Here is a 21536-nt window from a genome sequence, read left to right as displayed (position 1 = left end):
CCCGCCACTGAAGTATCATCGATCGGCCGATGCTCGCAACTCGCGCGCTATTTGCCGAGCTCCCGATTGTCGACATAACGGATCGCGATGGGCCGCCCGGCCAACGCCCCGCCGAGCCCGCTGGTCAATTTCAGCGGCAGACAGGCCTTCAGCGATGCATTGATGGCGTTCAGATAGGTCGTCCGGGTGTCCGCCGGCACGCCCGCAGTCGCGTATGTGAGGCGCGGCGGGCCGATCAGGCCGCCGGTCTTGTTGAAGCTGAAGCGTACCGACATCTGCATGCCTGCGCGCGCATGGTCCGATGGCGGCGACCAGCAGCTGCGCAGCGCGGCGAAGAGGTCGCCGATCGTGTCGAGATCGTGATCGGGCTTCCGGTATTTGGCGCGGTCGGCCTCGGCAGGCACGCTCTCGATCGTGAGCTGGAGGTTCTGGCCGTAAGGGTAGTCGATCTCGGGAATACAGGGGCCGGGCTCGAGCGGGCTGCAATAGGATGGCGTGCAGGGCTCGCCGTCGAGCACGCTGCAAGGCTCGTGCGCGAACGGAATCGGATTGATCTGGCGTCGCTGCGCGTCGGCGGCGATCGAGGTCATTGCCAGCAAGGCAAGAACAAGAATGCAGCGCCACATGTACCGGGACCGCAATGGCATTTGCAACAGGTGGCGACGGCTATGAAAGCTTCAAGGCTGGCCGCGATGGTTCGCTTCACTCGACAATCTGATCCGCTTGCGCCACCAGCGTGGGCGGTAAATTCAGCCCCAACGCATTGGCTGTCTTGAGATTGAGCAGGAACTGGAATTCATTCGGTTGTTGGACTGGCAAGTCTGCGGGACGGGTTCCTCTCAAGACGCGGTCGACATAATCCGCCGAGCGACCGACGAGCTGCGTGATCGAGACTCCGTAAGACATCAGCCCGCCGTCCGTGACGAAGGACGGGAACGGATACATCGCCGGCAGACGATGCGCGGCCGCCAAGTTCAGAATCAATTGCCGATGAACGAGTGGAAATGCGTCGGGAAAGATCAGCAGCCCGCCGTCTGGCTGCTCTGCAAAGCGGGAGATCGCCTGTTCGAGCTCGGCGGCGTTGTGCGCCGGCGCCGGAACGAGCTGGAGCTGGACTGCCGGAATGGCCGCCTTCACGGACGGCATCAAGATCATGGGCGCCGTTCGCGGATTGAAGATTGCGGCAACCCTCCGTATCGCGGGTGCCGCCTGCTTGAGCAATTGCAGCCACTTGCCCGCCATTTCAGGCTCGAAGGTCGTGAACCCCGTGATATTTCCGCCCGGCTTGCCCAGACTTTGGACGAAACTGGCACCCACGGGATCGGCAACGACCGTGAAGATGATCGGCAAGGTCGGCGCGCGTCGCCTCAGGGCTTCCACAGAGGGAGTGCCGATTGCCAGAAGCACATCCGGCCCCCACTTCACGAGCTCCGCCGCCTGGGCATCGGCGACATTCGGATCGCCGGCCCACCAGCGATACTCGATATGGATGTTGCGCTCCTGTTCCCAACCGAGCTCGCCCAGACGCTGTCTCAGTTTCTGGTAGCCGGCCTGGCTCTCCGGATCGCTCGACCTGCCTCCCGCCAACACACCGATCCGCCGCACATTCCCCTGCGCGGATGTGCTCAGCGGATAGGCCGCCGCGCCTGCAACGAGCATGATGAATTCGCGCCGCCTCATGACCGTCGACCTCGCTGTCCTGCTTCACGGAAAAGGTCTGGGAAACATTACCCCTTCTTCTTGACATCCTTGACGTTGCTGAACTCGATGCCCTCGGCACGCTCCCGGGTGTAGCCGAGGTAGAACTCGTTCCGGGCGAGATAGACGGGATCGCCATCGACATCGTCGGCAATGCTCGAATTGTTCGCGGCGATGAAGCTGTCGAGCTTCTTGCGGTCCTCCGAGGAGACCCAGCGCGCCAGCTGGAACTCGCTGACCTCGAACTCGACCGGCAGCGAATATTCCGCCTCGAGCCGGGCCTTGAGCACGTCGAGCTGCAGCGCGCCGACCACGCCGACCAGCGCCGGGGCGCCGTCGCGGGGGCGGAACACCTGCACCACGCCCTCTTCCGACATCTGCTGCAGCGCTTCCTTCAGCTTCTTCGCCTTCATCGCGTCGGTGAGACGGACACGGCGGACGATTTCCGGCGCGAAGCTCGGCACGCCGACGAAGTTGAAATCCTCGCCCTCGGTCAGCGTATCGCCGATGCGCAGCGTGCCGTGGTTGGGAATGCCGACGACGTCGCCGGCGAAGGCTTCGTCCGCGACCGAGCGGTCCTGCGCGAAGAAGAATTGCGGGCTCGACAGCGGCATGCTCTTGCCGGTGCGCACGAGCTTGGCCTTCATGCCGCGGCTGAGCTTGCCCGAGCACAGGCGCGCAAACGCGATGCGGTCGCGGTGGTTGGGATCCATGTTGGCCTGGATCTTGAACACGAAGGCGCTCATGCGCGGATCGGTGGCCTCGACCTTGCGCTGGTCGCTGTCCTGCGCGCGCGGCTCGGGCGCAAACTTGCCGAGGCCCTCCAGGAGGTCTCCGACGCCGAAATTACGCAGCGCGCTGCCGAAATAGACCGGCGTCAGATGTCCCTCGCGGAACGCGTCCAGCTCGAACGGCTTCGACGCCTCGGTGACGAGCTCGAGCTCGTCCTTCACGGCGGAGACATCGAGATTGGCGTTGAGCTTGGCGAGCTCTTCGATCTCGATCTCGAGCGCCGCGCCGGTCTTGGCGCCACCGCCTTCGAGCAGGCGCACGCCGCCATTGACGACGTCATAGGTGCCGAGGAAGTCGCGGCCGCGGCCGACCGGCCAGGTCATCGGCGTGGTGTCGAGCGCCAGCGTCTTCTCGATCTCGTCGAGCAGCTCGAACACGTCGCGGCTCTCGCGGTCCATCTTGTTGATGAAGGTGATGATCGGGATGTCGCGCAGACGGCACACCTCGAACAGCTTTCGGGTGCGCGCCTCGATACCCTTGGCCGCGTCGATCACCATCACGGCGGAATCGACCGCCGTCAGCGTGCGATAGGTATCTTCCGAAAAGTCCTCGTGGCCCGGCGTGTCCAGCAGGTTGAAGACGAGGCCTTCGAACTCGAAGGTCATCACCGAGGTCACCACCGAGATGCCGCGTTCGCGCTCGATCTTCATCCAGTCCGAACGCGTGTTGCGCCGCTCGCCCTTGGCCTTGACCTGGCCGGCGAGGTTGATGGCGCCGCCGAACAGCAGCAGCTTTTCGGTCAGCGTGGTCTTGCCGGCGTCGGGATGGGAGATGATCGCAAAGGTCCGCCGCCTCGCCACCTCGGCGGCAAGCGGGGAACGGGCCGGCGATTCGGCTGTGGTGGCGGCGATGTCGGACATGGCGGGAGCGTGTGGCAGGGAAAACGGGCCTGATCAAGCCTCATTTGGTGATTGCGAAGGTTTCCGGCCAGCCCCATATCCCCCTTTTGGGAGGACGACCTCCCTGCCCATCAGCACACCAGCCGCGGGGACGACCCTGCCTTGAATGGAGGGTCGTCATGGCCTGGAGCATCCTGTTCGTCGCCGGTCTCCTCGAGATCACCTGGGCCATCGGCCTGAAATACACCGAGGGCTTTAGCAAGCTTGTCCCGTCCGCGGTCACGCTCGCGGCCATGGCCGGCAGCGTCATCCTGCTCGGATTTGCGCTCAAATCCCTGCCCGTCGGAACCGCCTATGCGGTCTGGACCGGCATCGGCGCGGTCGGCACCGCGACGCTCGGCATGGTTCTGTTCGGCGAGCCGGCGACGGCCTTCCGCCTCGCCAGCATCGGCCTGATCGTCGCCGGCATCATCGGACTGAAGCTCGTCACTTGACGAGCTGGACCACCCACCAGGTCAGCGCGGCCACGATGCCTGAGGCCGGGATCGTGATCACCCAGGCATAGACGATGGAGCTTGCGACGTTCCAGCGCACGGCCGAGACGCGGCGGGCGGCGCCGACGCCGACGATGGCGCCGGTGATGGTGTGGGTGGTCGAGACAGGAACCCCGAGGTAGGTCGCCATGAACAGAGTCACCGCGCCCCCGGTCTCGGCGCAAAAGCCCTGCATCGGGGTCAATTTCGTGATGCGCAGGCCCATGGTGCGGACGATGCGCCAGCCGCCCATCAGCGTGCCCAGCGCCATCGCCGCCTGGCACGACAGCACCACCCAGAACGGCACCGAGAACTCGCTGCCGAGATGGCCCTGCGAATAGAGCAACACCGCGATGATGCCCATGGTCTTCTGCGCGTCGTTGCCGCCATGGCCGAGCGAATAGAGCGAAGCGGAGACGAATTGCAGGATGCGGAAGGCGCGGTCGACCGCGAACGGCGTCGAGCGCACCGAGGCCCAGGACACGATCGCAACCAGCGCCATTGCGAGCAGGAAGCCAACCAGCGGCGACAGCACGATCGCCAGCACGGTCTTGGACAGGCCGCTCCACACCGCGGCCGAAATACCGGCCTTGGCCAAGCCGCCGCCGACGAGCCCGCCGATCAGCGCGTGCGACGACGACGATGGAATGCCGAGCGCCCAGGTCACGAGGTTCCAGACGATGGCGCCGACGAGGGCTGCGAAGATCACCTGGGCGTCGACGACCGCAGGATCGATGATGCCGGTGCCGATGGTCTGGGCGACGTGCAGCCCGAACACCAGGAAGGCGATGAAATTGAAGAACGCGGCCCAGAACACCGCGAATTGCGGTCGCAGCACGCGGGTCGAAACGATGGTCGCGATCGAATTGGCGGCGTCGTGCAGGCCGTTCAGGAAATCGAACAGCAGCGCGACGGCGATCAGGCCGACCAGGACGGGAAAAGCCAACGCAGCATCCACGGCGGCCCTGCCCTACACTTGCTCGATGACGATGCTGTTGATCTCGTTGGCGACGTCGTCGAAGCGGTCGGCGACCTTCTCGAGATGGTCGTAAATCTCGACGCCTACGATGAAGTCCATCGCATTGCCGTCGCGATGCTTGAGGAACAGCTCCTTCAGGCCGATGTCGTGGAGATCGTCGACACGGCCCTCGAGCTTGCCGAGCTCCTCGGTGATCGCGGTCAGCATGGCGACGTTCTTGCCGATCTCCTGCATCAGCGGCAGCGCACGGCCGACCAGATTGGCGCATTCGATCAAGAGTCCGCCGATCTCGCGCATCGGCGGCTCGAAACTGCGCACCTCGAACAGCATCACGGCCTTGGCCGTCTGCTGCATCTGGTCGATGGCATCGTCCAGCGACGTGATCAGGTTCTTGATGTCGCCGCGGTCGAACGGGGTGATGAAGGTGCGGCGCACCGCCGTCAGCACCTCGCGGGTGATATTGTCGGCGTCGTTCTCGAACTGGTTGACGCGCTGGCAATAGACCGGCGTCTCCTCGCCCCCGTTGAGCATGCCCTGGAGCGCGACCGCGCCCTGGATCACGGTCTGGGCATGGCGGTCGAACAGGTCGAAGAACCGCTCTTCCCTGGGCAGGAACGCACGAAACCATCGCATCATGGGGACAAACTACCGGTTGGAAAATGGTCAGGCCCGCAAGGGCTGTCACAAAACTGTCATAGACCATTTTCGATCCGCGCGCGTGTCGCCTCACGCCCGCGGAGCCGGATCATCCACCGCTTTCATGCATCAATGAAACTGATGCAATACCAGTTACTTAGAGCGATCGCCGGAAGTAATGCGCGATTTCGCCGACGACGCCGCGGCGGAAGGTGAGCACGCAGACCACGAAGATCGCGCCTTGGATCACCGTCACCCACTGGCCGAAGCCGGCCAGATATTGCTGCATGGCGATGATCACGAAGGCGCCGACCACGGGACCGAAAACGGTGCCGAGCCCGCCGACCAGCGTCATCAGCACGACCTCGCCCGACATCGTCCAGTGCACGTCGGTGAGCGAAGCGTTCTGCGCCACGAACACCTTCAGCGCACCGGCAAGTCCGGCGAGCGTCCCCGACAGCACGAAGGCCAGGAACTTGTATTGGTCGGTGCGGTAGCCGAGCGAGATCGCGCGCTGCTCGTTCTCGCGGATCGATTTCAGCACCTCGCCGAACGGCGAGTTGATGATGCGGAAGATCAGGAGGAAGCCGGCGAGGAAGCCGACCAGCACGACATAGTACAGCACCGTCGGCTTGGACAGATCGAGCACGCCGAACATGCGTCCCTGCGGGATGCCCTGGATGCCGTCCTCACCATGGGTGAACGGGGCCTGGAGATAGATGAAGTACAGGAGCTGCGACAGCGCCAGCGTGATCATCGAGAAATAGATGCCCTGGCGTCGGATCGAGATGTAGCCGGTGACGATCGAGAGCACGAACGCCGCGGCGACGCCGACGAGAATGCCGAGCTCGGGCGGCAGCGCCCAGACCTTCAGCGCATGCGCGCTGCAATAGCCGGCCGTGCCCAGAAACATCGCGTGGCCGAACGACAGCAAGCCGCCATAGCCGACCAGCAGATTGAAGGCGCAGGCGAGCAGCGCAAAGCACAGCGCCTGCATCACGAAGAACGGATAGACGCCCGTGAACGGCACCGCTGCGAGCAGCAGCGCCATCACTGCGAATACAATCATCTCGTCGCGCATTGCGCGCGGGGTCACAGGAAGCGTGTCGTCCGTCAGGGTTGTCATCTCAGGCCGCCCTTCCCGTCAATCCCGTCGGCTTCACCAGCAGCACCAGCACCATCAGCACGAACACGACGGTGTTGGAGGCCTCGGGGTAGAAATACTTGGTCAGGCCCTCGATCACGCCGAGCGCAAAGCCGGTGATGATGGAGCCCATGATCGAGCCCATGCCGCCGATCACCACCACCGCGAACACGACGATGATGAGGTCGGCACCCATCAGCGGCCGCACCTGGTTGATCGGCGCCGAGAGCACGCCGGCAAGCGCGGCAAGGCCGACGCCGAGACCGTAAGTGAGCGTGATCATGCGCGGCACGTTGATGCCGAAGGCACGCACCAGCGTCGGATTTTCAGTGGCGGCGCGCAGGTAGGCGCCGAGCTGCGTCTTCTCGATGAGAAACCAGGTCGCAAGGCACACCGCCAGCGAGAACACGACGACCCAGCCGCGGTAGATCGGCAGGAACATGAAGCCGAGATTCATGCCGCCCCTGAGCTGCTCGGGAATGGCGTAAGGCAGGCCCGAGGAGCCGAAATAGTTCTGGAACACGCCCTGCACGATCAGCGCGATGCCGAAGGTCAGGAGCAGGCCGTAGAGATGATCGAGCCCGGTTAGCCATTGCAGCATGGTCCGTTCCAGGATCATGCCGAAGATGCCGACGATGATCGGCGCCAGCAGCAGCGCCCACCAATAATTGATGCCACCAAGGTTCAACAGGAAATAGGCGACGAAGGCGCCCATCATGTAGAGCGCGCCGTGGGCGAAATTGATGATGTTGAGCATGCCGAAGATGACGGCAAGCCCGAGACTGAGCAGCGCGTAGAACGAGCCGTTGATCAGTCCCACCAGTAGCTGAGCGTAGAGAGCCTGCATCGATCCCGCACCCGGTCCCTTCTATTCCTCAAAGACAGGCCGGCGCCGTTGCGCGCCGGCCCGCATCGTTCACCGTTACTTCTTCACCAGCGGACAGGCGCTTTCCGACAGCGGCCGGAAGGCCAGGTCGCCGGGGGTCGTGCCGATCAGCTTGTAATAGTCCCAGGGGCCCTTGGATTCCTCGGGCTTCTTGACCTCGAACAGATAGGCCGGATGCAGCTTGCGACCGTCCGCACGGATCGTTCCCTTGCCGAACAACGCATCGTCGGTCGGCATCTCCTTCATCTTGGCGACCACCTTGGCCCCGTCATGCGGATTGCCGCCCATCGCCTCCAGCGCCTTGAAGTAGTGCAGCAGGCCCGAATAGACGCCGGCCTGCACCATCGAGGGCATCGCCTTGTTCTTCATCCGCTCGGAAAAGCGTTTGGAGAAGGCGCGCGTGCCGTCGTTCATGTCCCAATAGAAGGTCTCGGTGAAATTCAAGCCCTGCGCCACCTTCAGACCGAGCGAGTGCACGTCGGTGATGAAGAGCAGCAGACCCGCAAGCTTCTGGCCGCCCGAGACGATGCCGAACTCGGACGCCTGCTTGATGGTGTTGGTGGTGTCGCCGCCGGCATTCGCCATGCCGATGATCTTGGCTTTGGAGGCCTGCGCCTGAAGCAGGAAGGACGAGAAGTCAGCGGTATTCAGGGGATGCTTGACGTTGCCGATCACCTTGCCGCCCGACTTCACCACCACCGCGGCGGTGTCGCGCTCGAGGGCATGGCCAAAGGCGTAGTCCGCGGTGAGAAAATACCAGGTGTCGCCGCCCGCCTTCACCAGCGCCTGCCCGGTACTGTTGGCCAGCATATAGGTATCATAGACCCAGTGGACCGTATTCGGCGAGCATTGCGCGTTGGTGAGATCCGACGTCGCCGCACCTGTGTTGATCAGGATGGAATTCTTCTCTTTGACGATATTGTTCACCGCCAGCGCAACGCCGGAGTTCAGGACATCCATGAAGATGTCGACCTTCTCGACGTCGATCCATTGCCGAGCAATCGTGGAGCCGATGTCGGGCTTGTTCTGATGGTCGGCGGAGATCAGGTCGAGCTTCCAGCCCTTGGCAGCGAGCCCGGAATCCTCGATCGCCATCTGTGCGGCGACGGTCGAGCCGGCGCCACCGAGATCGGCATAAAGTCCTGAATTGTCGGTCAGCACGCCGATCTTGATGTTCTTGTCCTGCGCGACCGCGCCGCCTGCCGCGCCGAGCGCCAGGGCCGTCCCGAGCAACATTGCCGAAATGCTGTGCTTCATAATCCGACCTCCCAATATTCCTTTGATAGTTACTCTCGATCGTCCGGCCTGCTCGGCTACACACCGAGATAGGTGTGGAGCTTGTCCATGTTGGCGGCAAGCTCCGAATTGGAAAACCCGTCAATGATCTTGCCGTGCTCGACTACGTAATAGCGGTCGGCGACGGTGGAAGCGAAGCGGAAGTTCTGCTCGACCAGGAGGATCGTGAAGCCCTCCTTCTTGAGCCGCGCAATGGTATGGCCGATCTGCTGGATGATGACGGGTGCAAGACCCTCGGTCGGCTCGTCCAGCATCAGGAAGCTCGCGCCGGTGCGTAGGATGCGCGCGATCGCCAGCATCTGCTGCTCGCCGCCCGACAGCTTGGTGCCCTGGCTGTTCAGCCGCTCCTTCAGGTTCGGGAACAGCTCGAAGATCTGGTCGAGCGGCAAACCGCCTTCGCGGACAACCGGCGGCAGCATCAAATTCTCGCGGACGTCGAGGCTGGAGAATATGCCCCGCTCTTCCGGACAGAAGGCGACGCCCATGCGCGCGATCTTGTCGGAGGTCGCGCGGATGATCTCCTGGTTGTTGAACTTCACCGAGCCGGTGCGCTTGCCGATGATGCCCATGATCGACTTCAGCGTCGTCGTCTTGCCGGCGCCGTTGCGCCCGAGCAGGGTGACGACCTCGCCCGCGTTCACGTCGAAGTTGATCCCGTGCAGGATGTGAGACTCGCCGTACCAGGCTTCCAAGTTGCGGACTTGCAGGATGTTCCCGCCAGTCGCAGCCCTGGCCGGAGCCTCGGCGATCGCTGTATCAGGCATGACCGGCTCCCAGGTAAGCTTCCTTGACGCGCTCGTCCTTGGTGAGCTCGGAGTAGTGGCCTTGCGCGAGCACCTGCCCGCGCGTCAGCACGGTGATGATATCGGAGAGGTTGGCCACGACGCTTAAGTTATGCTCGACCATCAGGATGGTGTATTTCGCGGAGATGCGCTTGATCAGCGCCGCGATCTTGTCGATGTCCTCGTGGCCCATGCCGGCCATCGGCTCGTCGAGCAGCATCATCTCCGGGTCGAGCGCCAGCGTGGTCGCAATCTCAAGTGCACGCTTGCGCCCATAGGGCATCTCGACTGCCGGCGTGTTGGCAAACTCGTTGAGGCCGACATCGTTCAACAGCTCGCGCGCGCGGTCGTTGAAGCGGTTGAGCACCGACTTGGAGCGCCAGAAATCGAACGAAGAGCCATGCTGGCGCTGCAGCGCGACACGGACGTTCTCGAGCGCGGTGAGATGGGGAAACACCGCCGAAATCTGGAACGAACGGACCAGCCCCATGCGGGCCACATCCGCCGGCGCCATCGCGGTGATGTCCTGCCCTTTGTACAGGATTTTCCCGGCCGACGGCTTGAGGAACTTGGTCAGAAGATTGAAGCAGGTCGTCTTGCCGGCCCCGTTCGGGCCGATCAACGCATGAATGCTCCCACGGCGAACCTTGAGCGCAACGTCGCGGACGGCGAAGAAGCCCGCGAACTCCTTGGTCAAGCCTTCCGTTTCGAGAATGAACTCATCGGCCAAACAGTTTTCCCCCTGCCCGCGCGCGGCGCGTGGCTGTCCTTGTTGCTTCGGCTGTCCGGAGGACTTGCAGCCCACCGGGGCGCCGCCTCCGGGCGCGGAATATGCCGGAGGTGACGGGGGTTAGGCAAGGCGGAAAGCTGAGCAGGTCAGGCCTCCGGCCGGGGTACAAATGCTCCCTTAGTCGCAGAGGTCGATGTCGTGCCTGCCCGGCCTTTCCGGTTCGCAAGGCACCGGCCATCAAGCCGTCGTTAACGGTCTTTCGTCTCCCGCGCCAGCCTTCATCGAAAATTTTCCCGCAAGCCCGATCATCCCAGGGTTTTCACGCGCGGAGAATATTGTCTTGGATTTTGCAAGCGCCGCTCCCTCCGTCGTCAAGTCGATCCGCCAGCGTGATCTCCTCAACACGTGGCTGCGACTTTATGCGCGCCAGCAGATCGCTCCCGCGATCTGGGAGTATCAGCCCGCGCGGCTCGAGGAGGAGCTGTCGGATCTCATCTATTATACGGTGGAGCTTTCGACGCCGACGCCGCGTCTGGTCATCCAGAGCGAAGGCACGCGCATCTCGCGCGCCTATGGGCATACCGGCAAGGGCGTTTCGCTCGATGATTACGTCGGGCCGCGGCTCGCACCATACGTGATGCCGATCTATCATGAATGCGTCGCGCGCGGCCTTCCGATCTACAGCGTTGCCGACGTCGACGACGCCTATGGCCGAATCGTCGCGTATGAGCGGCTGCTGCTGCCGTTCCTGACCGACGGCAGGGTCAGCCACGTCATCGCGTCAGTAAAGACCTTCTGCGAGGACGGCGGCTTCGAGATCAAGAATCTGATGCGCGGAAATGACGCGCTGCCGCGCCCGAAGCTGCGGGCCGTGATCGATCGCGAGCTGTTTCATCGCGCCCCCGGCCGCATCGCACCCGCCGATCCGGTCGAGTTCTCGGACCAGCCGGGCCGCGCCATCTCCAACGAGATCATTGAGCTGAACTAGCCGTCAGCGCGCCTTGCCGCCGACCTCCTTGGCATAGATATCCGGCTTGAAGCCGACCAACAGCTTGCCGCCGATTTCGAGCACCGGCCGCTTGATCATCGATGGTTGCGCTAGCATCAAGGCCAGCGCCTTCTTCTCGGTGAGGCCTTCCTTGTCGGAGTCGGGCAGCTTCTTGAAGGTCGTCCCGGCGCGATTGAGCAGGGTCTCCCAACCGACCTTGTCGCTCCACTGCTTCAGCCTGTCCTTCTCGACACCCGCCGCCTTGTAGTCGTGAAACGCGTAAGCCACGCCATGGCCATTGAGCCAGGCGCGGGCCTTCTTCATGGTGTCGCAGTTCTTGATGCCGTAGATGATGGTGGGCAAGACGGTCCTCGCGCATGGCGTAGCGGTGATGTGCGTGGCGTTGTACGAAACTCCGCGTCGCGCGACAATGTCGCGAGACGCGTCACCCCACCGAACGGACATCCCATGCACGTCACCCACGATCCCGCAGCGGCGGCCGCACCGACCATCGACTTCGACACATTCCTCGCGGTCGACGTCCGTGTCGGCACCATCGTCGACGCCAAACCGTTTCCGGAAGCGCGCAAGCCAGCCTGGCGGCTGTGGATCGATTTCGGCCCCGCCATCGGCGTGCGCAAGAGCTCGGCCCAGATCATCGACAACCACCCGCTCGAAAGTCTCGTGGGCCAACAGGTCGCGGCCGTCGTCAATTTCCCACCGCGCCAGATCGGCCCGGTCGTCTCCGAGGTGCTGACGCTCGGCTTCCCCGATGCCGACGGCAAGGTGGTGCTGGTGCAGCCGAGCAAGCCGGTGCCGAACGGCGGACGGCTGTTCTAGCCTCAGGGCCTTGTCAGGGCCTTGCCGGAATGTTCAATCCGCGCTGCACCGCGGGACGCGCGAGGCCGCGTTCGAGCCAGGCGCCGACCGCCTTAAACTGGGCGAATTCGACGAGATCGCCGGCACCATAAAAGCCGATGAGATTGCGCACCCAGCCGAGCATGGAGATGTCTGCAATGGTGTAGTCGTCATCCATGAACCATTGCCGGCCGGCCAGATGCGTATCCATCACGCCGAGCAGGCGCTTGGCTTCGGCGACGTAGCGGTCACGAGGCCGCTTGTCCTCGTAATCCTTGCCGGCGAATTTGTGGAAGAAGCCGACCTGACCGAACATCGGCCCGACGCTGCCCATCTGGAAGTGCAGCCATTGCAGCGTCTGATAACGCCGCGCGGCATCCTGCGGCAGCAGCTTGCCGGTCTTCTCCGCGAGATATTGCAGGATCGCCCCGGACTCGAACAGCGCCAATGGTTTCCTGTCGCGGGGACCGTTGGGATCGAGGATCGCCGGAATCTTACCGTTGGGATTGAGCGAGAGGAATTCGGGCGTCTTCTGGTCGTCCTTGCCGAAGTCGACCAGATGCGCTTCGTAAGGAAGCTCGATCTCCTCCAGCATGATCGAAACCTTGACGCCGTTCGGCGTCGGCAGCGAATAGAGCTGAAGTAATTCCGGATGCTTGGGTGGCCAGCGCCTGGTGATCGGAAAGACTGACAGACGGTCCCAGTTGGGGACAGGAATGGAGGACATATCGGACATCGGGACTCTGGGTGCATGGACTGAGGCGTGCTCAATCTAGGCAAGGTACCGCACCGCGCAAGTCACTTCCGGCTGTGCTAGGGCGGCAGTGTCGCCATCGCCACGAACGGGGGCATTGCTTCATACTGCAGCCTCGACTCGATCTGCAGCCTCGACTCGATGAACCATTGACCCGTGATCAGCAGCAGGGCCGTAAAGGCAACCGCGAGCATCGCGGTCGCCAATTGGCACACGTCGTACATGGTGTTCTATATCCCTCGACAGCCTCTGGCGTAGAACGTCGGCTCAGGCGCCACGTTCCAGACGGCAACCAAATATTGCTACTTTTTCCCGATCCTGCTGCGACGGCATCGCTCTGTTCCGGCGGCTCTCAAAGGGACCAATGGCCCCCTCGCGCGTTGTCGCATAATGAACATCGAGAAACGCGCCCTGCTCGACCACGCCGAACGCTGTCGCCGCGTCGCGAACGATCTCACGCACAGCAAAGCGGCGCAGCGGTTGCGGGCGATGGCCGAGGAGTACGAAGCGAGAGCAACAAGACTGGACGACGAAGACGTCCGCTCGACTCCAAGCCGCAATAGTCGCTGCCGGCTGGAAGGTAAAGGCGAGCGGCAGGGCTGATCGCCTTCAGAAGTTGATCTCCATCCGTAGTCCGCGCGGATCGATCCTGCCGTCACCAACGGATTGCGTGCTGTCGCGCGCTGCGACAGCGCAGGCACAGGCGTCGATGAGATCGTCGCGACCGATCCCGGTGCCGTGGCGAAGCGTGAGCCATCTCTTGACCTCAGTGAAGCCGCGGCCTCTCAAAAGCGCGATACGCTGCTCGCGGCCCCGCGGCGAGGACTTCGGTTCGAGCCGCACGCGTCCTGCCAGATTCCAGAAGATCAATTCCGGATGCGCTTCGCCGATCGTCGCCTGCCGCGCCGGCGTCATGGCTTTGTCGACCTCCCTCATCTTGTCCCTGATATTCCAGAGCTGCGCCGACACGCCCCTGCCCTCGCCTTCGTGCTTCCAGTAATGGCGATTGGCCGCCGCCATGTCGTGGAACGCCCAGAGGTCGCGGCGCGCGCCGAGAAACACGGCTGGGCCGATCAGTTCGCGTGCGCGCAAATCGCAGGCGCGGTAGCCGCTCGCGTTCAGTCCGATCGGCATGTCGATCATCGCGCGGGCGTGCGGGATTGCGAGCAGACGCATCAGGCTTGGCGAATAATCGAAGCCTTGATCGCCGCGCTCGTCAATCCACGCTGCGACCCAGCCGAAGCGAAATCCGTCGAGCCCCAGATAGTTTTTGCAAGTCATGCGTCCGTCAATTTCAGTTTCCTCGCGCGTCTCGCTTGACATCCGCAAGTTGCGGGCGTATGTCCCGCGCCCTCGCAAGCACTTCCGTTTGCGACAGACACCATGAACCGAGCGATGTCGTACCGCTACGAAAGAATTATCCGCATACCGAATAGCCCAAAGCTGTTCGATTGCGCATGCCCGGCTCATGGGAGCGATCTTGCCTGACCGCAAGATCGACAGTCCGCTTCTCACGGACCCTCCCGAGCCTGCCGCTCCGGAGGGTTTTTTGTTGCCCGCCGCGCGGCCCCACCGAACATCCCGGCAATGGCCGGAACGAGAGACCCGGATCTCGGGGCTCGCGCTGGAGAGGCGCGTGCCCAAATGCGCGGGGCCTGCCGGAGGGAACGAGGCGATGAGCCGGACACCGATGGCAGAGCGAACCCAGTGGGTTCGCAATGTGCGGCGCGTCGACAGCGCCGCGATCGAATTTTTCTAACTCGGTTTGCCGTGAGGGATCGCGGCTCAACCGACGCTGGTGGTGAAGATGTCGGATACTTCTCCACACGGCACAGCGGGTATGCCTCCCGCCTTTGACACACGCACCGGGATGCGGCCTCCGAAAAGGCTTGCACGCGGCCCGGCGCAGGATCTATCCGTTGGGGACAGAGACTGTGTTGTTGTCACTGAAAGCCGATATCGCCCGTTCCCCAGCGTACCCATCAATGGCCGATGCGAAAGCACTGGCCTGGCGGTGGTGAAGATGTCTGTTACTTCGTGGTAAAGGCGGGAAAGCGCCGAGCAGGTTCGAACCCTGCGCGCCGAAAGGCGGATCGCCCGCAAGGGCAGCAACAGCATCGATCGTTCCCCGCCAACCCGTCACGATCCGTGGTGAAGATTTCTGTTACTTCGCCTGCAACGCGAGAGGTCGCGGGTTCGAATCCCGCCCGGTGTCCCATGCACCGGTAGCTCAGAGGATAGAGCGCTTTCCGGCGAGCTTCGGCTCGTCGGGTACAGCAATCGCCCGTTCCCGGATCGTGTCCCCTAGCCACCGCCGGTGGTGAGGAGCGCTGTTACTTCGGATCGCAATGTCGAAGGTTCGACTCCTTCCGGACGAAAGTCCGTAGCTCAGCGGTAGAGCATGTGACTTGCCCGCAAGGGCAGTACAGCCTCGCCTGTTCCGTTTCCATCCCCATCAACCCAAGAGGAGGCCATCATGGTCAGGCTCAACAAGATCGTTCGCGCCTTCACGCGGGAGGGCGCACGCGCAATTCGCTTCACGCCCGAGATGGAGCTGAAGCGCGCGCTGATGAACTGCCTCCTGTGGGAGGACCAGTTCTACGAGGATGGCGTCGCCATCGCCGACCGCATCAAGGCCCTCGTGCCCAAGGTCGCGCCCGCGCGCGTCGCGCAGCTTGCGATCGAGGCGCGCGAGGTGATGAAGCTGCGGCACGCACCGCTCCTCGTCATCCGCGAGATGGCGCGGAACGAGAAGCACCGCACCCTCGTTGCCGACACGCTCGCCCAGGTGATCCAGCGTCCCGACGAGATGACGGAGCTGCTCGCGATCTACTGGGCGGATGCGCTGGGGCCGATGCAGCAGCGCAAGCGCCAGCCGGTCTCGGCACAGGTGAAGAAGGGTCTTGCCCGCGCGCTGACCAAGTTCGACGCCTATCAGCTCGCCAAGTGGGACCGCGACGGCGCGGTGCGGATCAGGGACGTTCTGTTCCTGGTGCACGCCAAGCCGAAAGACGCCGATCAGGCGAAGGTGTGGAAGCAGCTCGTCGATGGCGAGCTCGCCTCCCCCGACACCTGGGAGGTTTCGCTCTCGGCCGGCAAGAACAAGCGCGAGACCTTCGAGCGGCTGATCGCCGAGCGAAAGCTCGGCGGCCTGGCGCTACTGCGCAATCTGCGCCTGATGCAGAACGCGCAGGTCCCGCGCGAGACCATCGCAGGCGCGATCGAGGCGATGCGGACGGATCGTATCCTGCCCTATCGCTTCATCACGGCGGCGCGCTATGCGCCGGACTTCGAGCCCGAGCTCGAGGCTGCGATGCTCAAGTCGATCAAGGACCATGTGCGGCTTCCGGGCCGCACCCGGCTCCTGATCGACGTGTCCGGCTCGATGTTCGCAACGCTCTCCGCGCAGTCGGAAATGACGCGCGCGGAGGTGGCGTGTGGCCTTGCCATTCTCGCCCGCGAGATCTGCGACGAGGTCGAGATCTTCACCTTCTCCAACGAGGTCGTGAAGGTCCCTCCCCGCCGCGGTTTCGCGCTGCGGGATGCGATCATCAACTCGCAGCCGCATGGCGGAACCTATCTCGGCAAGGCGGTGACGGAGATCGACTGCAAGGGCGATCGCCTCATCGTCTTCACCGACGAGCAGAGCCACGACCAGGTCCCCGAGCCGAGGGCGCGCGGCACCATGGTCAACGTGGCCTCGTATCAGCACGGCGTCGGTCACGGCGCCTGGACCCGCGTCAACGGCTTCTCCGAGGCCGTGGTCGCGTGGATCGCGGCGTCCGAGACGGCGTTGACCTGATGCGCAACAACAATGGCCCCGGACGCGAGATGCGCCCGGGCCAACGAAATCTCTGAAATGATCCGCCCGCCCCCGTTATGGTGCGCGCGGAATGACAAGGATCTACGACCATGCGACGACCCGATCCCTACATGGAACGCGCCCGCGAGCTCTGCCTCGCCGCCGGTGTCGATCCCGACTCGCGCGTCGGCGAAGGCCGCGGCCAGCCGGCCTGGTGCCTGTACAAGGACGCAGCGCGCAAGGAGCATCTTGCCCGCGAGGCCAATGCGACCGCGAGCTCGATCGCCGCGTTCCGGACGCAGGACGCCCGCTTCCAGAATGCGCCGCTGAAGGTGTTCGGCCCGCATGAGGAGGCGACGATCGCGCAGATGCGCAATTGCATGGCCATCGGCAATGTCGTCTCCGGCGTGATCTGCGCCGACGGCCATCTCGGCTATGCGCAGCCGGTCGGCGGGGTGATCGCCTATGAGAAGCAGATCAGCATCTCCGGCGTCGGCTTCGACATTGGCTGCGGCAACATGGCGGCTCGGCTCGACACGCGCTTCGACGACATCGCGGGGATCGCTCCCACGATCATCCGCGACGTCGCCAAGGTGATCTCGTTCGGCGTCGGACGTGCCAACGCGGAACGGGCCGAGCACGACCTGTTCGACGACGGCGAGGCCTGGCGCGAAAGCGACATGGAGGACTACCGTCAGAAGGCGGTGAAGCAGCTCGGCACGGTCGGATCGGGCAACCACTATGTCGACCTCATGCGCGACGAGGAAGGCTTCGTCTGGATCGGCGTCCACTTCGGCAGCCGCGGTCTCGGGCACACCTCCGCGACGCGCTACCTCAAGGCCGCCGGCGGCAAGGACGGCATGAACGTCCCGCCCGCCGTCGTCGACGAGGACAGCGAGCTCGGCCGCCGCTACATCGCGGCGATGCAGCTCGCCGGGCGCTATGCCTATGCGGGCCGCGAATGGGTCGTCGAGCGCGTCCGCCAGATCATCGGCGGCAGCGTGACCGAGAGCGTGCACAACCACCACAATTATGCCTGGCGTGAGACCCACGACGGCAAGGATTTGTGGGTGGTGCGCAAGGGCGCGACGCCGGCGTTTCCCGGCCAGAAGGGGTTCGTCGGCGGCTCGATGGGTGACGACGCCGTCATCCTCGAAGGCGTCGACAGCCCGGAGGCCAAGGCCTCGCTCTACTCGACCGTGCACGGCGCCGGCCGCCTGTTCGGACGGCGTGAGGCGAAGCGGCGCTTCTCGCGCGAGGAGATGGACCGCTGGCTGAACGAGCGCGGCGTCACCTTGATCGGTGCCGACCTCGACGAGAGCCCGATGGCCTATCGCCGCCTGCCGGACGTGCTGGCCCAGCACGCCGGCACCGTGCGCGTGCTGCACACGCTGCGGCCATTCGCCGTCGCCATGGCCGGCGAAGGCGAGTTCGATCCGTGGAAGGACTAAAGCGAAACCGTGGGCGGGAGGCGACGTCTCCCGCCCACGTCACTCCATTTTCTTTCTTTGAATCCGGTCGCCTCTCATCTCGTCAGATATTCGCGCATTAACGCGCGGGCGCGATGCAGCCGCGCCTTCACGGTCTGCCTGCTCGCGCCGAGCGCGGCGGCAATCTCTTCGATCGTCATCTCCTTGACGTCGCGCATCAGCGCGACATCGCGATAGTGCGGCGGCAGCGCCTCGAACGCCGCGGCGACGTCGAGCCGCAGATCGGCCTCAGGGCGCAACAGCAGTGCGGCCTCCGCCTCGGCGCCATCGACCGCCGGCACAACGCCGGCCCGGCGCGCGAGCCGCAGGCATTCGCGCCGGACCACGCTGAACAGCCAGGCCGACAACGCCAGCAGCGAACGGATCGTGCCGACGTGGCGGAACAGGATCCACAGCGCCTCCTGCGTCGCATCCTCGGCGTCCGCCGAGCTGCGGCAGGTCGCCCGCGCATAGCGACGGATGTCCGGCTGCGTCGTCTCGAGCAGACGCGCAATCGCCTCGGCATCGCCGAGCCGCGCGGCCTCGAACAGGTTTGGCGAGATCGCCGCCGCGCTCACGACACCCCTCCCTTGCCGATGCCCGCTATCGCGCACATCGGACAATAACCGACGAGACCGGTCAGCGCGAAGCCGGCGCCACCGAGCGCGACCAGCCATGCTGTCGCGCCGGCAAGATAAACGAACGCCGCAGCCGCCACCGCAATCCCCAGGACGACCCGCACCACCTGATGCAGTCCGCCGATGTTCTTCCTATAGAATCCCATCACATCCTCCGATATGGGCCGAGACCGATTGCCTCGACCAACAAGAGGACGCGACGGCCAAGAAGGATTCGCGCTGACGGAAGATTTTTTTGCGATCAGGCTCCGACCGCCTGATAGGCCAGGCGCTTGAACTCGAAGAAGAACGGATTCCAGAAGCCCATATAGCGCTGGGCCATCAGCACGCCCGCCGTATTGGCTTCCGGACAGATCCACCAATGGGTCCCGGCCAGGCCGCCCCATTGGAATTCACCGGTCGAGTTCGGGGGATCGAACGGTGTCGGCGCGAAGGTGACGGCGCCGCCGAGGCCAAAGCCCTTGCCGGGAATCGGGCCGAGATTGGCAAAGCGGATGGTCTGGCCTGCGGGCAGCTGGTTCGTCATCATCTGCCGCAGCGTTTCCGGCTTCAGCAACGCATCGGACCCGGGCAGCAGCGCACACACCAGCGCGAGCATGTCTGGCAAGGTCGAGACCAGACCGCCGCCGCCCGAGAGCCGCGGCAGCGGCCGCCGATAGGCTTGCGGGTAAGGCAGATGGTCGGCCCGCGTGAGGCCGGGCTTCATGGGGTCGAGCACGTCGGCGCCGTTGTAGAGCGCGACCAGCCTGCCCTGCTGGGCCTCGGGGATATAAAAGCCGGTGTCGGTCATGCCGAGGGAATCGAAGATGCGCGCCTTCAGGAAGGCGTCGAGCGGCTGGCCCGAGACGACCTCGACCACACGGCCGAGCACGTCGGTCGCCACGGAATATTCCCAGGCCGTGCCAGGGTGATAGGACAGCGGCAGGTCGGCGAGCCTGTCGATCATGTCGCTGAGCGGCGTCAGCGGATTGAGCACGCGCGCCTCGTTGTAACCCTTGAACAGCACCGTGCCGGGATCGAAGATACCGTAGCTGAGACCGGAGGTGTGGGTCAGGAGCTGGCGGATCGTGATCGGACTCTTCGCCGGCTCGACATCGGCAAGGCTCGAAGCGCCCTGCTTCAGCACCTTGCGATTGCCGAGCTGCGGCAGGAATTTTTCGACTGCGTCATCGAGCCCGATGCGGCCTTGCTCGACCAGCAGCATGATCGCGCAGGTGACGAAGATCTTGGTGTTGGAGAACGCCCGGAAGATATGATCGGGCCGCAGCGCAGTGTTGGCCTCTCGGTCGGCAAAGCCCACGCATTGCTGATCGACCACCTCGCGGCCGCGCAGCACGGCCCAGGATACGCCGGGAATGATCTCCTGATCGACGTAGCGCTGCATCGCCGTCCGTACGGCGGAAAAATCAGTCGTTCTGGCGTCCATGTGCTCGCCCCCCGATTTGTGGTTGGAATCGATATAGCGCGATTTCTCAGGATATGAAGCCCACGGTGCAGCTCATCCCTGCTTCATCAGCACGGTGACCTGCAGCCGGCGCCGAATCCGCATGCCCTGCCGCTGGTACAGCGCGATGGCAGACGTATTGCTCGCGAACACGTGCAGGAACGGAATTTCGCCGCGCGCCTCGATCTGGCGCGCGATGGCGGCGAGCAACGCCTGTGCGTAACCGCGACCGCGATGATCGGGATGCACGCAGACCGCCGTCATCTCGGTGAAATTGCCCGGCTTCATCCGCTCGCCGGCCATGGCGACCAGCTCGCCGCGTGCACGGATGCCGAGGAATGTGCCGAGCTCGTGCGTCCGCGCCGCAAACGGCCCGGGCTTGGTCAGCTCGGTCAGCGCCATCATGGCGGGAACGTCAGTCGCGCCGAGGCGGACGATCTCGGCATCGCGCAGCGAAGTGTCGGCGGGCGAGCCGATCAACTGCTCGCCGGGCTCCGCGAGCAGCACCTTGAAGCCGGCGGGAATTTCGACGGGCTCGGGCGTGAACAGCACCGCGACTTGCGAGCCCGACATGAGATCGCCGAGCGCCGCAAAACTTGCCGCGGACATGTCCGCCATATCGGCAAACGGCGTCATGTCCACGGGATAGCGCAGAGCCCGCGGGCCGCCCTCGGCCAGATGCTTCTGGCTCGTCGTCAACGCGCTCCAGATCGGGCGATCCAGCAGCGCCTCATCGCTCGCGGACATCGGCCTAATCCTTGTCGAAGCTGACGATGACGGCGGCATTGGCGATCAGGATGGGATCGTTGGCCACTTCCGTGGCCGAGGGGATCTCCAGCCCGCCCTTGACCGCGGTGACGGTCACGGTGCCGTAAGGCAGCTCCTTGGCGACGGCTTCCTTGTCGACGGTTTCTGGGTTCGGCACGCCGATCGTGACGTCCACGAACATGTCGTTCGCGGTCTTGCCGATCATCCGAAAGAAGCCGAGGCTGGAATGCCTGATGGCATCGGAGACCGCGCGCTTGGCCGCCTTGGTGGCGTCCCTGCCGTGGACGTCGACGCCCATGCCCATCTCGGTGACACAACGAACGCGAGGCATGCTTTATTCCTGTGGCTGGTTGGGTAGTGGAGAGTTTCGACGATCGGCACGCCCAACACAAGTGTGGTTGTCATGTTGAACCGAGACGTGCGCCACAGGCTCCGTCATTGCGAGCGCAGCGAAGCAATCCAGAATCTTTCCGCGGTGACAGTCTGGATTGCTTCGTCGC

At 64.0% G+C, this 21536-nt stretch carries 25 protein-coding genes and 1 tRNA gene; 7 read left to right on the top strand and 19 right to left on the bottom strand.

Annotated elements, in window-relative coordinates:
- Positions 1 to 47 precede the first annotated feature (47 nt).
- From I6F28_RS15170 to I6F28_RS15160, 3 genes are all read right to left on the bottom strand, one after another.
- Positions 48 to 626, bottom strand: coding sequence for a UCP034077 family protein (locus tag I6F28_RS15170; RefSeq protein ID WP_036022667.1), 579 nt, complete (start codon positions 624 to 626; stop codon positions 48 to 50).
- A gap of 76 nt (positions 627 to 702) precedes the next feature.
- Complete coding sequence (locus I6F28_RS15165; RefSeq protein WP_036022665.1) at positions 703 to 1680, bottom strand: ABC transporter substrate-binding protein; 978 nt, start codon at positions 1678 to 1680, stop codon at positions 703 to 705.
- 47 nt (positions 1681 to 1727) lie between these two features.
- Positions 1728 to 3350 (bottom strand): peptide chain release factor 3, encoded by a 1623-nt coding sequence (locus tag I6F28_RS15160; RefSeq protein WP_036022662.1) that lies wholly within the window; start codon positions 3348 to 3350, stop codon positions 1728 to 1730.
- A 158-nt stretch (positions 3351 to 3508) separates the two neighbouring features.
- Between I6F28_RS15160 and sugE the strand changes: the two genes are divergently transcribed.
- The gene (gene sugE, locus I6F28_RS15155) at positions 3509 to 3823 is read left to right on the top strand and encodes a quaternary ammonium compound efflux SMR transporter SugE (protein WP_036022660.1); all 315 of its coding nucleotides are present in this window, start codon (positions 3509 to 3511) and stop codon (positions 3821 to 3823) included.
- Here the strand turns inward: sugE and I6F28_RS15150 are convergent.
- The 7 genes from I6F28_RS15150 to I6F28_RS15120 form a co-directional block, all read right to left on the bottom strand.
- Complete coding sequence (locus I6F28_RS15150; RefSeq protein WP_036022657.1) at positions 3816 to 4820, bottom strand: inorganic phosphate transporter; 1005 nt, start codon at positions 4818 to 4820, stop codon at positions 3816 to 3818. The genes sugE and I6F28_RS15150 overlap by 8 nt on opposite strands.
- A 12-nt stretch (positions 4821 to 4832) precedes the next feature.
- Entirely contained in the window at positions 4833 to 5477 is a 645-nt protein-coding gene (locus tag I6F28_RS15145; protein ID WP_036000836.1) for a DUF47 domain-containing protein, read from the bottom strand.
- A gap of 157 nt (positions 5478 to 5634) precedes the next feature.
- A complete protein-coding gene (locus I6F28_RS15140) occupies positions 5635 to 6603 on the bottom strand; it encodes a branched-chain amino acid ABC transporter permease (RefSeq protein WP_036022655.1) in 969 nt (322 codons plus the stop codon).
- 1 nt (position 6604) lies between these two features.
- Entirely contained in the window at positions 6605 to 7468 is an 864-nt protein-coding gene (locus I6F28_RS15135) for a branched-chain amino acid ABC transporter permease (RefSeq protein WP_036022653.1), read from the bottom strand.
- 75 nt (positions 7469 to 7543) lie between these two features.
- Entirely contained in the window at positions 7544 to 8764 is a 1221-nt protein-coding gene (locus tag I6F28_RS15130; protein WP_036000846.1) for an ABC transporter substrate-binding protein, read from the bottom strand.
- Between the two features lie 56 nt (positions 8765 to 8820).
- Positions 8821 to 9567, bottom strand: a complete 747-nt coding sequence (locus tag I6F28_RS15125; protein WP_036022650.1) for an ABC transporter ATP-binding protein — start codon at positions 9565 to 9567, stop codon at positions 8821 to 8823.
- Complete coding sequence (locus I6F28_RS15120) at positions 9560 to 10315, bottom strand: ABC transporter ATP-binding protein (protein ID WP_018317619.1); 756 nt, start codon at positions 10313 to 10315, stop codon at positions 9560 to 9562. Before I6F28_RS15120 ends, I6F28_RS15125 begins: the two co-directional genes overlap by 8 nt.
- Before the next feature lie 340 nt (positions 10316 to 10655).
- On the opposite strand from I6F28_RS15120, the gene I6F28_RS15115 reads away from it, so the two are divergent.
- Positions 10656 to 11303: a hypothetical protein gene (locus I6F28_RS15115; RefSeq protein ID WP_167361655.1), complete on the top strand. Its 648-nt coding sequence runs from the start codon at positions 10656 to 10658 to the stop codon at positions 11301 to 11303.
- Between the two features lie 3 nt (positions 11304 to 11306).
- On the opposite strand, the gene I6F28_RS15110 is transcribed toward I6F28_RS15115, so the two are convergent.
- On the bottom strand, positions 11307 to 11666 hold the full coding sequence (locus tag I6F28_RS15110; RefSeq protein ID WP_036022641.1) for an ArsC family reductase: 360 nt from the start codon (positions 11664 to 11666) through the stop codon (positions 11307 to 11309).
- A gap of 105 nt (positions 11667 to 11771) precedes the next feature.
- Here I6F28_RS15110 and I6F28_RS15105 point away from each other — a divergent pair, with 105 nt between their 5' ends.
- A complete protein-coding gene (locus I6F28_RS15105; protein ID WP_074447872.1) occupies positions 11772 to 12143 on the top strand; it encodes a tRNA-binding protein in 372 nt (123 codons plus the stop codon).
- A 13-nt stretch (positions 12144 to 12156) separates the two neighbouring features.
- On the opposite strand, the gene I6F28_RS15100 is transcribed toward I6F28_RS15105, so the two are convergent.
- Positions 12157 to 12888: a glutathione S-transferase N-terminal domain-containing protein gene (locus I6F28_RS15100; protein ID WP_036022638.1), complete on the bottom strand. Its 732-nt coding sequence runs from the start codon at positions 12886 to 12888 to the stop codon at positions 12157 to 12159.
- 86 nt (positions 12889 to 12974) lie between these two features.
- Positions 12975 to 13139, bottom strand: a complete 165-nt coding sequence (locus tag I6F28_RS15095) for a hypothetical protein (protein ID WP_167361654.1) — start codon at positions 13137 to 13139, stop codon at positions 12975 to 12977.
- A gap of 166 nt (positions 13140 to 13305) precedes the next feature.
- Between I6F28_RS15095 and I6F28_RS15090 the strand changes: the two genes are divergently transcribed.
- Complete coding sequence (locus tag I6F28_RS15090; protein WP_128262035.1) at positions 13306 to 13518, top strand: hypothetical protein; 213 nt, start codon at positions 13306 to 13308, stop codon at positions 13516 to 13518.
- Positions 13519 to 13524: 6 nt separating this feature from the next.
- Here I6F28_RS15090 and I6F28_RS15085 read toward each other — a convergent pair whose 3' ends face one another.
- Positions 13525 to 14196: a DUF429 domain-containing protein gene (locus I6F28_RS15085; protein WP_225140231.1), complete on the bottom strand. Its 672-nt coding sequence runs from the start codon at positions 14194 to 14196 to the stop codon at positions 13525 to 13527.
- Between the two features lie 941 nt (positions 14197 to 15137).
- Here I6F28_RS15085 and I6F28_RS15080 point away from each other — a divergent pair.
- From I6F28_RS15080 to I6F28_RS15070, 3 genes are all read left to right on the top strand, one after another.
- Positions 15138 to 15293: transfer RNA gene (locus I6F28_RS15080), tRNA-Arg, on the top strand.
- A 98-nt stretch (positions 15294 to 15391) separates the two neighbouring features.
- Positions 15392 to 16717 (top strand): TROVE domain-containing protein, encoded by a 1326-nt coding sequence (locus tag I6F28_RS15075; RefSeq protein WP_225140230.1) that lies wholly within the window; start codon positions 15392 to 15394, stop codon positions 16715 to 16717.
- A 110-nt stretch (positions 16718 to 16827) separates the two neighbouring features.
- Positions 16828 to 18168, top strand: coding sequence for an RtcB family protein (locus I6F28_RS15070; RefSeq protein WP_036022627.1), 1341 nt, complete (start codon positions 16828 to 16830; stop codon positions 18166 to 18168).
- A 74-nt stretch (positions 18169 to 18242) separates the two neighbouring features.
- Here the strand turns inward: I6F28_RS15070 and I6F28_RS15065 are convergent, their stop codons facing one another.
- The 5 genes from I6F28_RS15065 to I6F28_RS15045 form a co-directional block, all read right to left on the bottom strand.
- Positions 18243 to 18764, bottom strand: a complete 522-nt coding sequence (locus I6F28_RS15065; RefSeq protein WP_036034160.1) for an RNA polymerase sigma factor — start codon at positions 18762 to 18764, stop codon at positions 18243 to 18245.
- The gene (locus tag I6F28_RS15060) at positions 18761 to 18970 is read right to left on the bottom strand and encodes a YgaP family membrane protein (RefSeq protein ID WP_036022623.1); all 210 of its coding nucleotides are present in this window, start codon (positions 18968 to 18970) and stop codon (positions 18761 to 18763) included. The genes I6F28_RS15065 and I6F28_RS15060 overlap by 4 nt, the downstream gene beginning before the upstream one ends.
- 95 nt (positions 18971 to 19065) lie before the next feature.
- Positions 19066 to 20250, bottom strand: a complete 1185-nt coding sequence (locus tag I6F28_RS15055; protein ID WP_225140229.1) for a serine hydrolase domain-containing protein — start codon at positions 20248 to 20250, stop codon at positions 19066 to 19068.
- Positions 20251 to 20322: 72 nt separating this feature from the next.
- Positions 20323 to 21015 carry a GNAT family N-acetyltransferase gene (locus I6F28_RS15050; RefSeq protein ID WP_225132997.1) on the bottom strand — a complete coding sequence of 231 codons (693 nt, stop codon included), beginning with the start codon at positions 21013 to 21015 and terminating at the stop codon, positions 20323 to 20325.
- Between the two features lie 4 nt (positions 21016 to 21019).
- On the bottom strand, positions 21020 to 21367 hold the full coding sequence (locus tag I6F28_RS15045; RefSeq protein ID WP_225140228.1) for a Lin0512 family protein: 348 nt from the start codon (positions 21365 to 21367) through the stop codon (positions 21020 to 21022).
- Positions 21368 to 21536 lie beyond the last annotated feature (169 nt).

It is taken from the genome of Bradyrhizobium sp. NBAIM14 (genome assembly GCF_020193895.1).
Lineage (GTDB): Bacteria > Pseudomonadota > Alphaproteobacteria > Rhizobiales > Xanthobacteraceae > Bradyrhizobium > Bradyrhizobium yuanmingense.
Note: the sequence above shows the minus strand (reverse complement) of the source record. Positions and strands in the feature narration are given on the sequence as shown.

Excerpts from the sequence above, each read along its gene's own strand:
- I6F28_RS15170 (WP_036022667.1), bottom strand. The coding sequence starts at position 626 with ATGTGGCGCTGCATTCTTGTTCTTGCCTTGCTGGCAATGACCTCGATC.
- I6F28_RS15165 (WP_036022665.1), bottom strand. The coding sequence starts at position 1,680 with ATGAGGCGGCGCGAATTCATCATGCTCGTTGCAGGCGCGGCGGCCTAT.
- I6F28_RS15160 (WP_036022662.1), bottom strand. The coding sequence starts at position 3,350 with ATGTCCGACATCGCCGCCACCACAGCCGAATCGCCGGCCCGTTCCCCG.
- sugE (WP_036022660.1), top strand. The coding sequence starts at position 3,509 with ATGGCCTGGAGCATCCTGTTCGTCGCCGGTCTCCTCGAGATCACCTGG.
- I6F28_RS15145 (WP_036000836.1), bottom strand. The coding sequence starts at position 5,477 with ATGATGCGATGGTTTCGTGCGTTCCTGCCCAGGGAAGAGCGGTTCTTC.
- I6F28_RS15140 (WP_036022655.1), bottom strand. The coding sequence starts at position 6,603 with ATGACAACCCTGACGGACGACACGCTTCCTGTGACCCCGCGCGCAATG.
- I6F28_RS15135 (WP_036022653.1), bottom strand. The coding sequence starts at position 7,468 with ATGCAGGCTCTCTACGCTCAGCTACTGGTGGGACTGATCAACGGCTCG.
- I6F28_RS15130 (WP_036000846.1), bottom strand. The coding sequence starts at position 8,764 with ATGAAGCACAGCATTTCGGCAATGTTGCTCGGGACGGCCCTGGCGCTC.
- I6F28_RS15125 (WP_036022650.1), bottom strand. The coding sequence starts at position 9,567 with ATGCCTGATACAGCGATCGCCGAGGCTCCGGCCAGGGCTGCGACTGGC.
- I6F28_RS15105 (WP_074447872.1), top strand. The coding sequence starts at position 11,772 with ATGCACGTCACCCACGATCCCGCAGCGGCGGCCGCACCGACCATCGAC.
- I6F28_RS15100 (WP_036022638.1), bottom strand. The coding sequence starts at position 12,888 with ATGTCCTCCATTCCTGTCCCCAACTGGGACCGTCTGTCAGTCTTTCCG.
- I6F28_RS15095 (WP_167361654.1), bottom strand. The coding sequence starts at position 13,139 with ATGTACGACGTGTGCCAATTGGCGACCGCGATGCTCGCGGTTGCCTTT.
- I6F28_RS15090 (WP_128262035.1), top strand. The coding sequence starts at position 13,306 with ATGAACATCGAGAAACGCGCCCTGCTCGACCACGCCGAACGCTGTCGC.
- I6F28_RS15085 (WP_225140231.1), bottom strand. The coding sequence starts at position 14,196 with ATGACTTGCAAAAACTATCTGGGGCTCGACGGATTTCGCTTCGGCTGG.
- I6F28_RS15075 (WP_225140230.1), top strand. The coding sequence starts at position 15,392 with ATGGTCAGGCTCAACAAGATCGTTCGCGCCTTCACGCGGGAGGGCGCA.
- I6F28_RS15070 (WP_036022627.1), top strand. The coding sequence starts at position 16,828 with ATGCGACGACCCGATCCCTACATGGAACGCGCCCGCGAGCTCTGCCTC.
- I6F28_RS15060 (WP_036022623.1), bottom strand. The coding sequence starts at position 18,970 with ATGGGATTCTATAGGAAGAACATCGGCGGACTGCATCAGGTGGTGCGG.
- I6F28_RS15055 (WP_225140229.1), bottom strand. The coding sequence starts at position 20,250 with ATGGACGCCAGAACGACTGATTTTTCCGCCGTACGGACGGCGATGCAG.
- I6F28_RS15050 (WP_225132997.1), bottom strand. The coding sequence starts at position 21,015 with ATGTCCGCGAGCGATGAGGCGCTGCTGGATCGCCCGATCTGGAGCGCG.
- I6F28_RS15045 (WP_225140228.1), bottom strand. The coding sequence starts at position 21,367 with ATGCCTCGCGTTCGTTGTGTCACCGAGATGGGCATGGGCGTCGACGTC.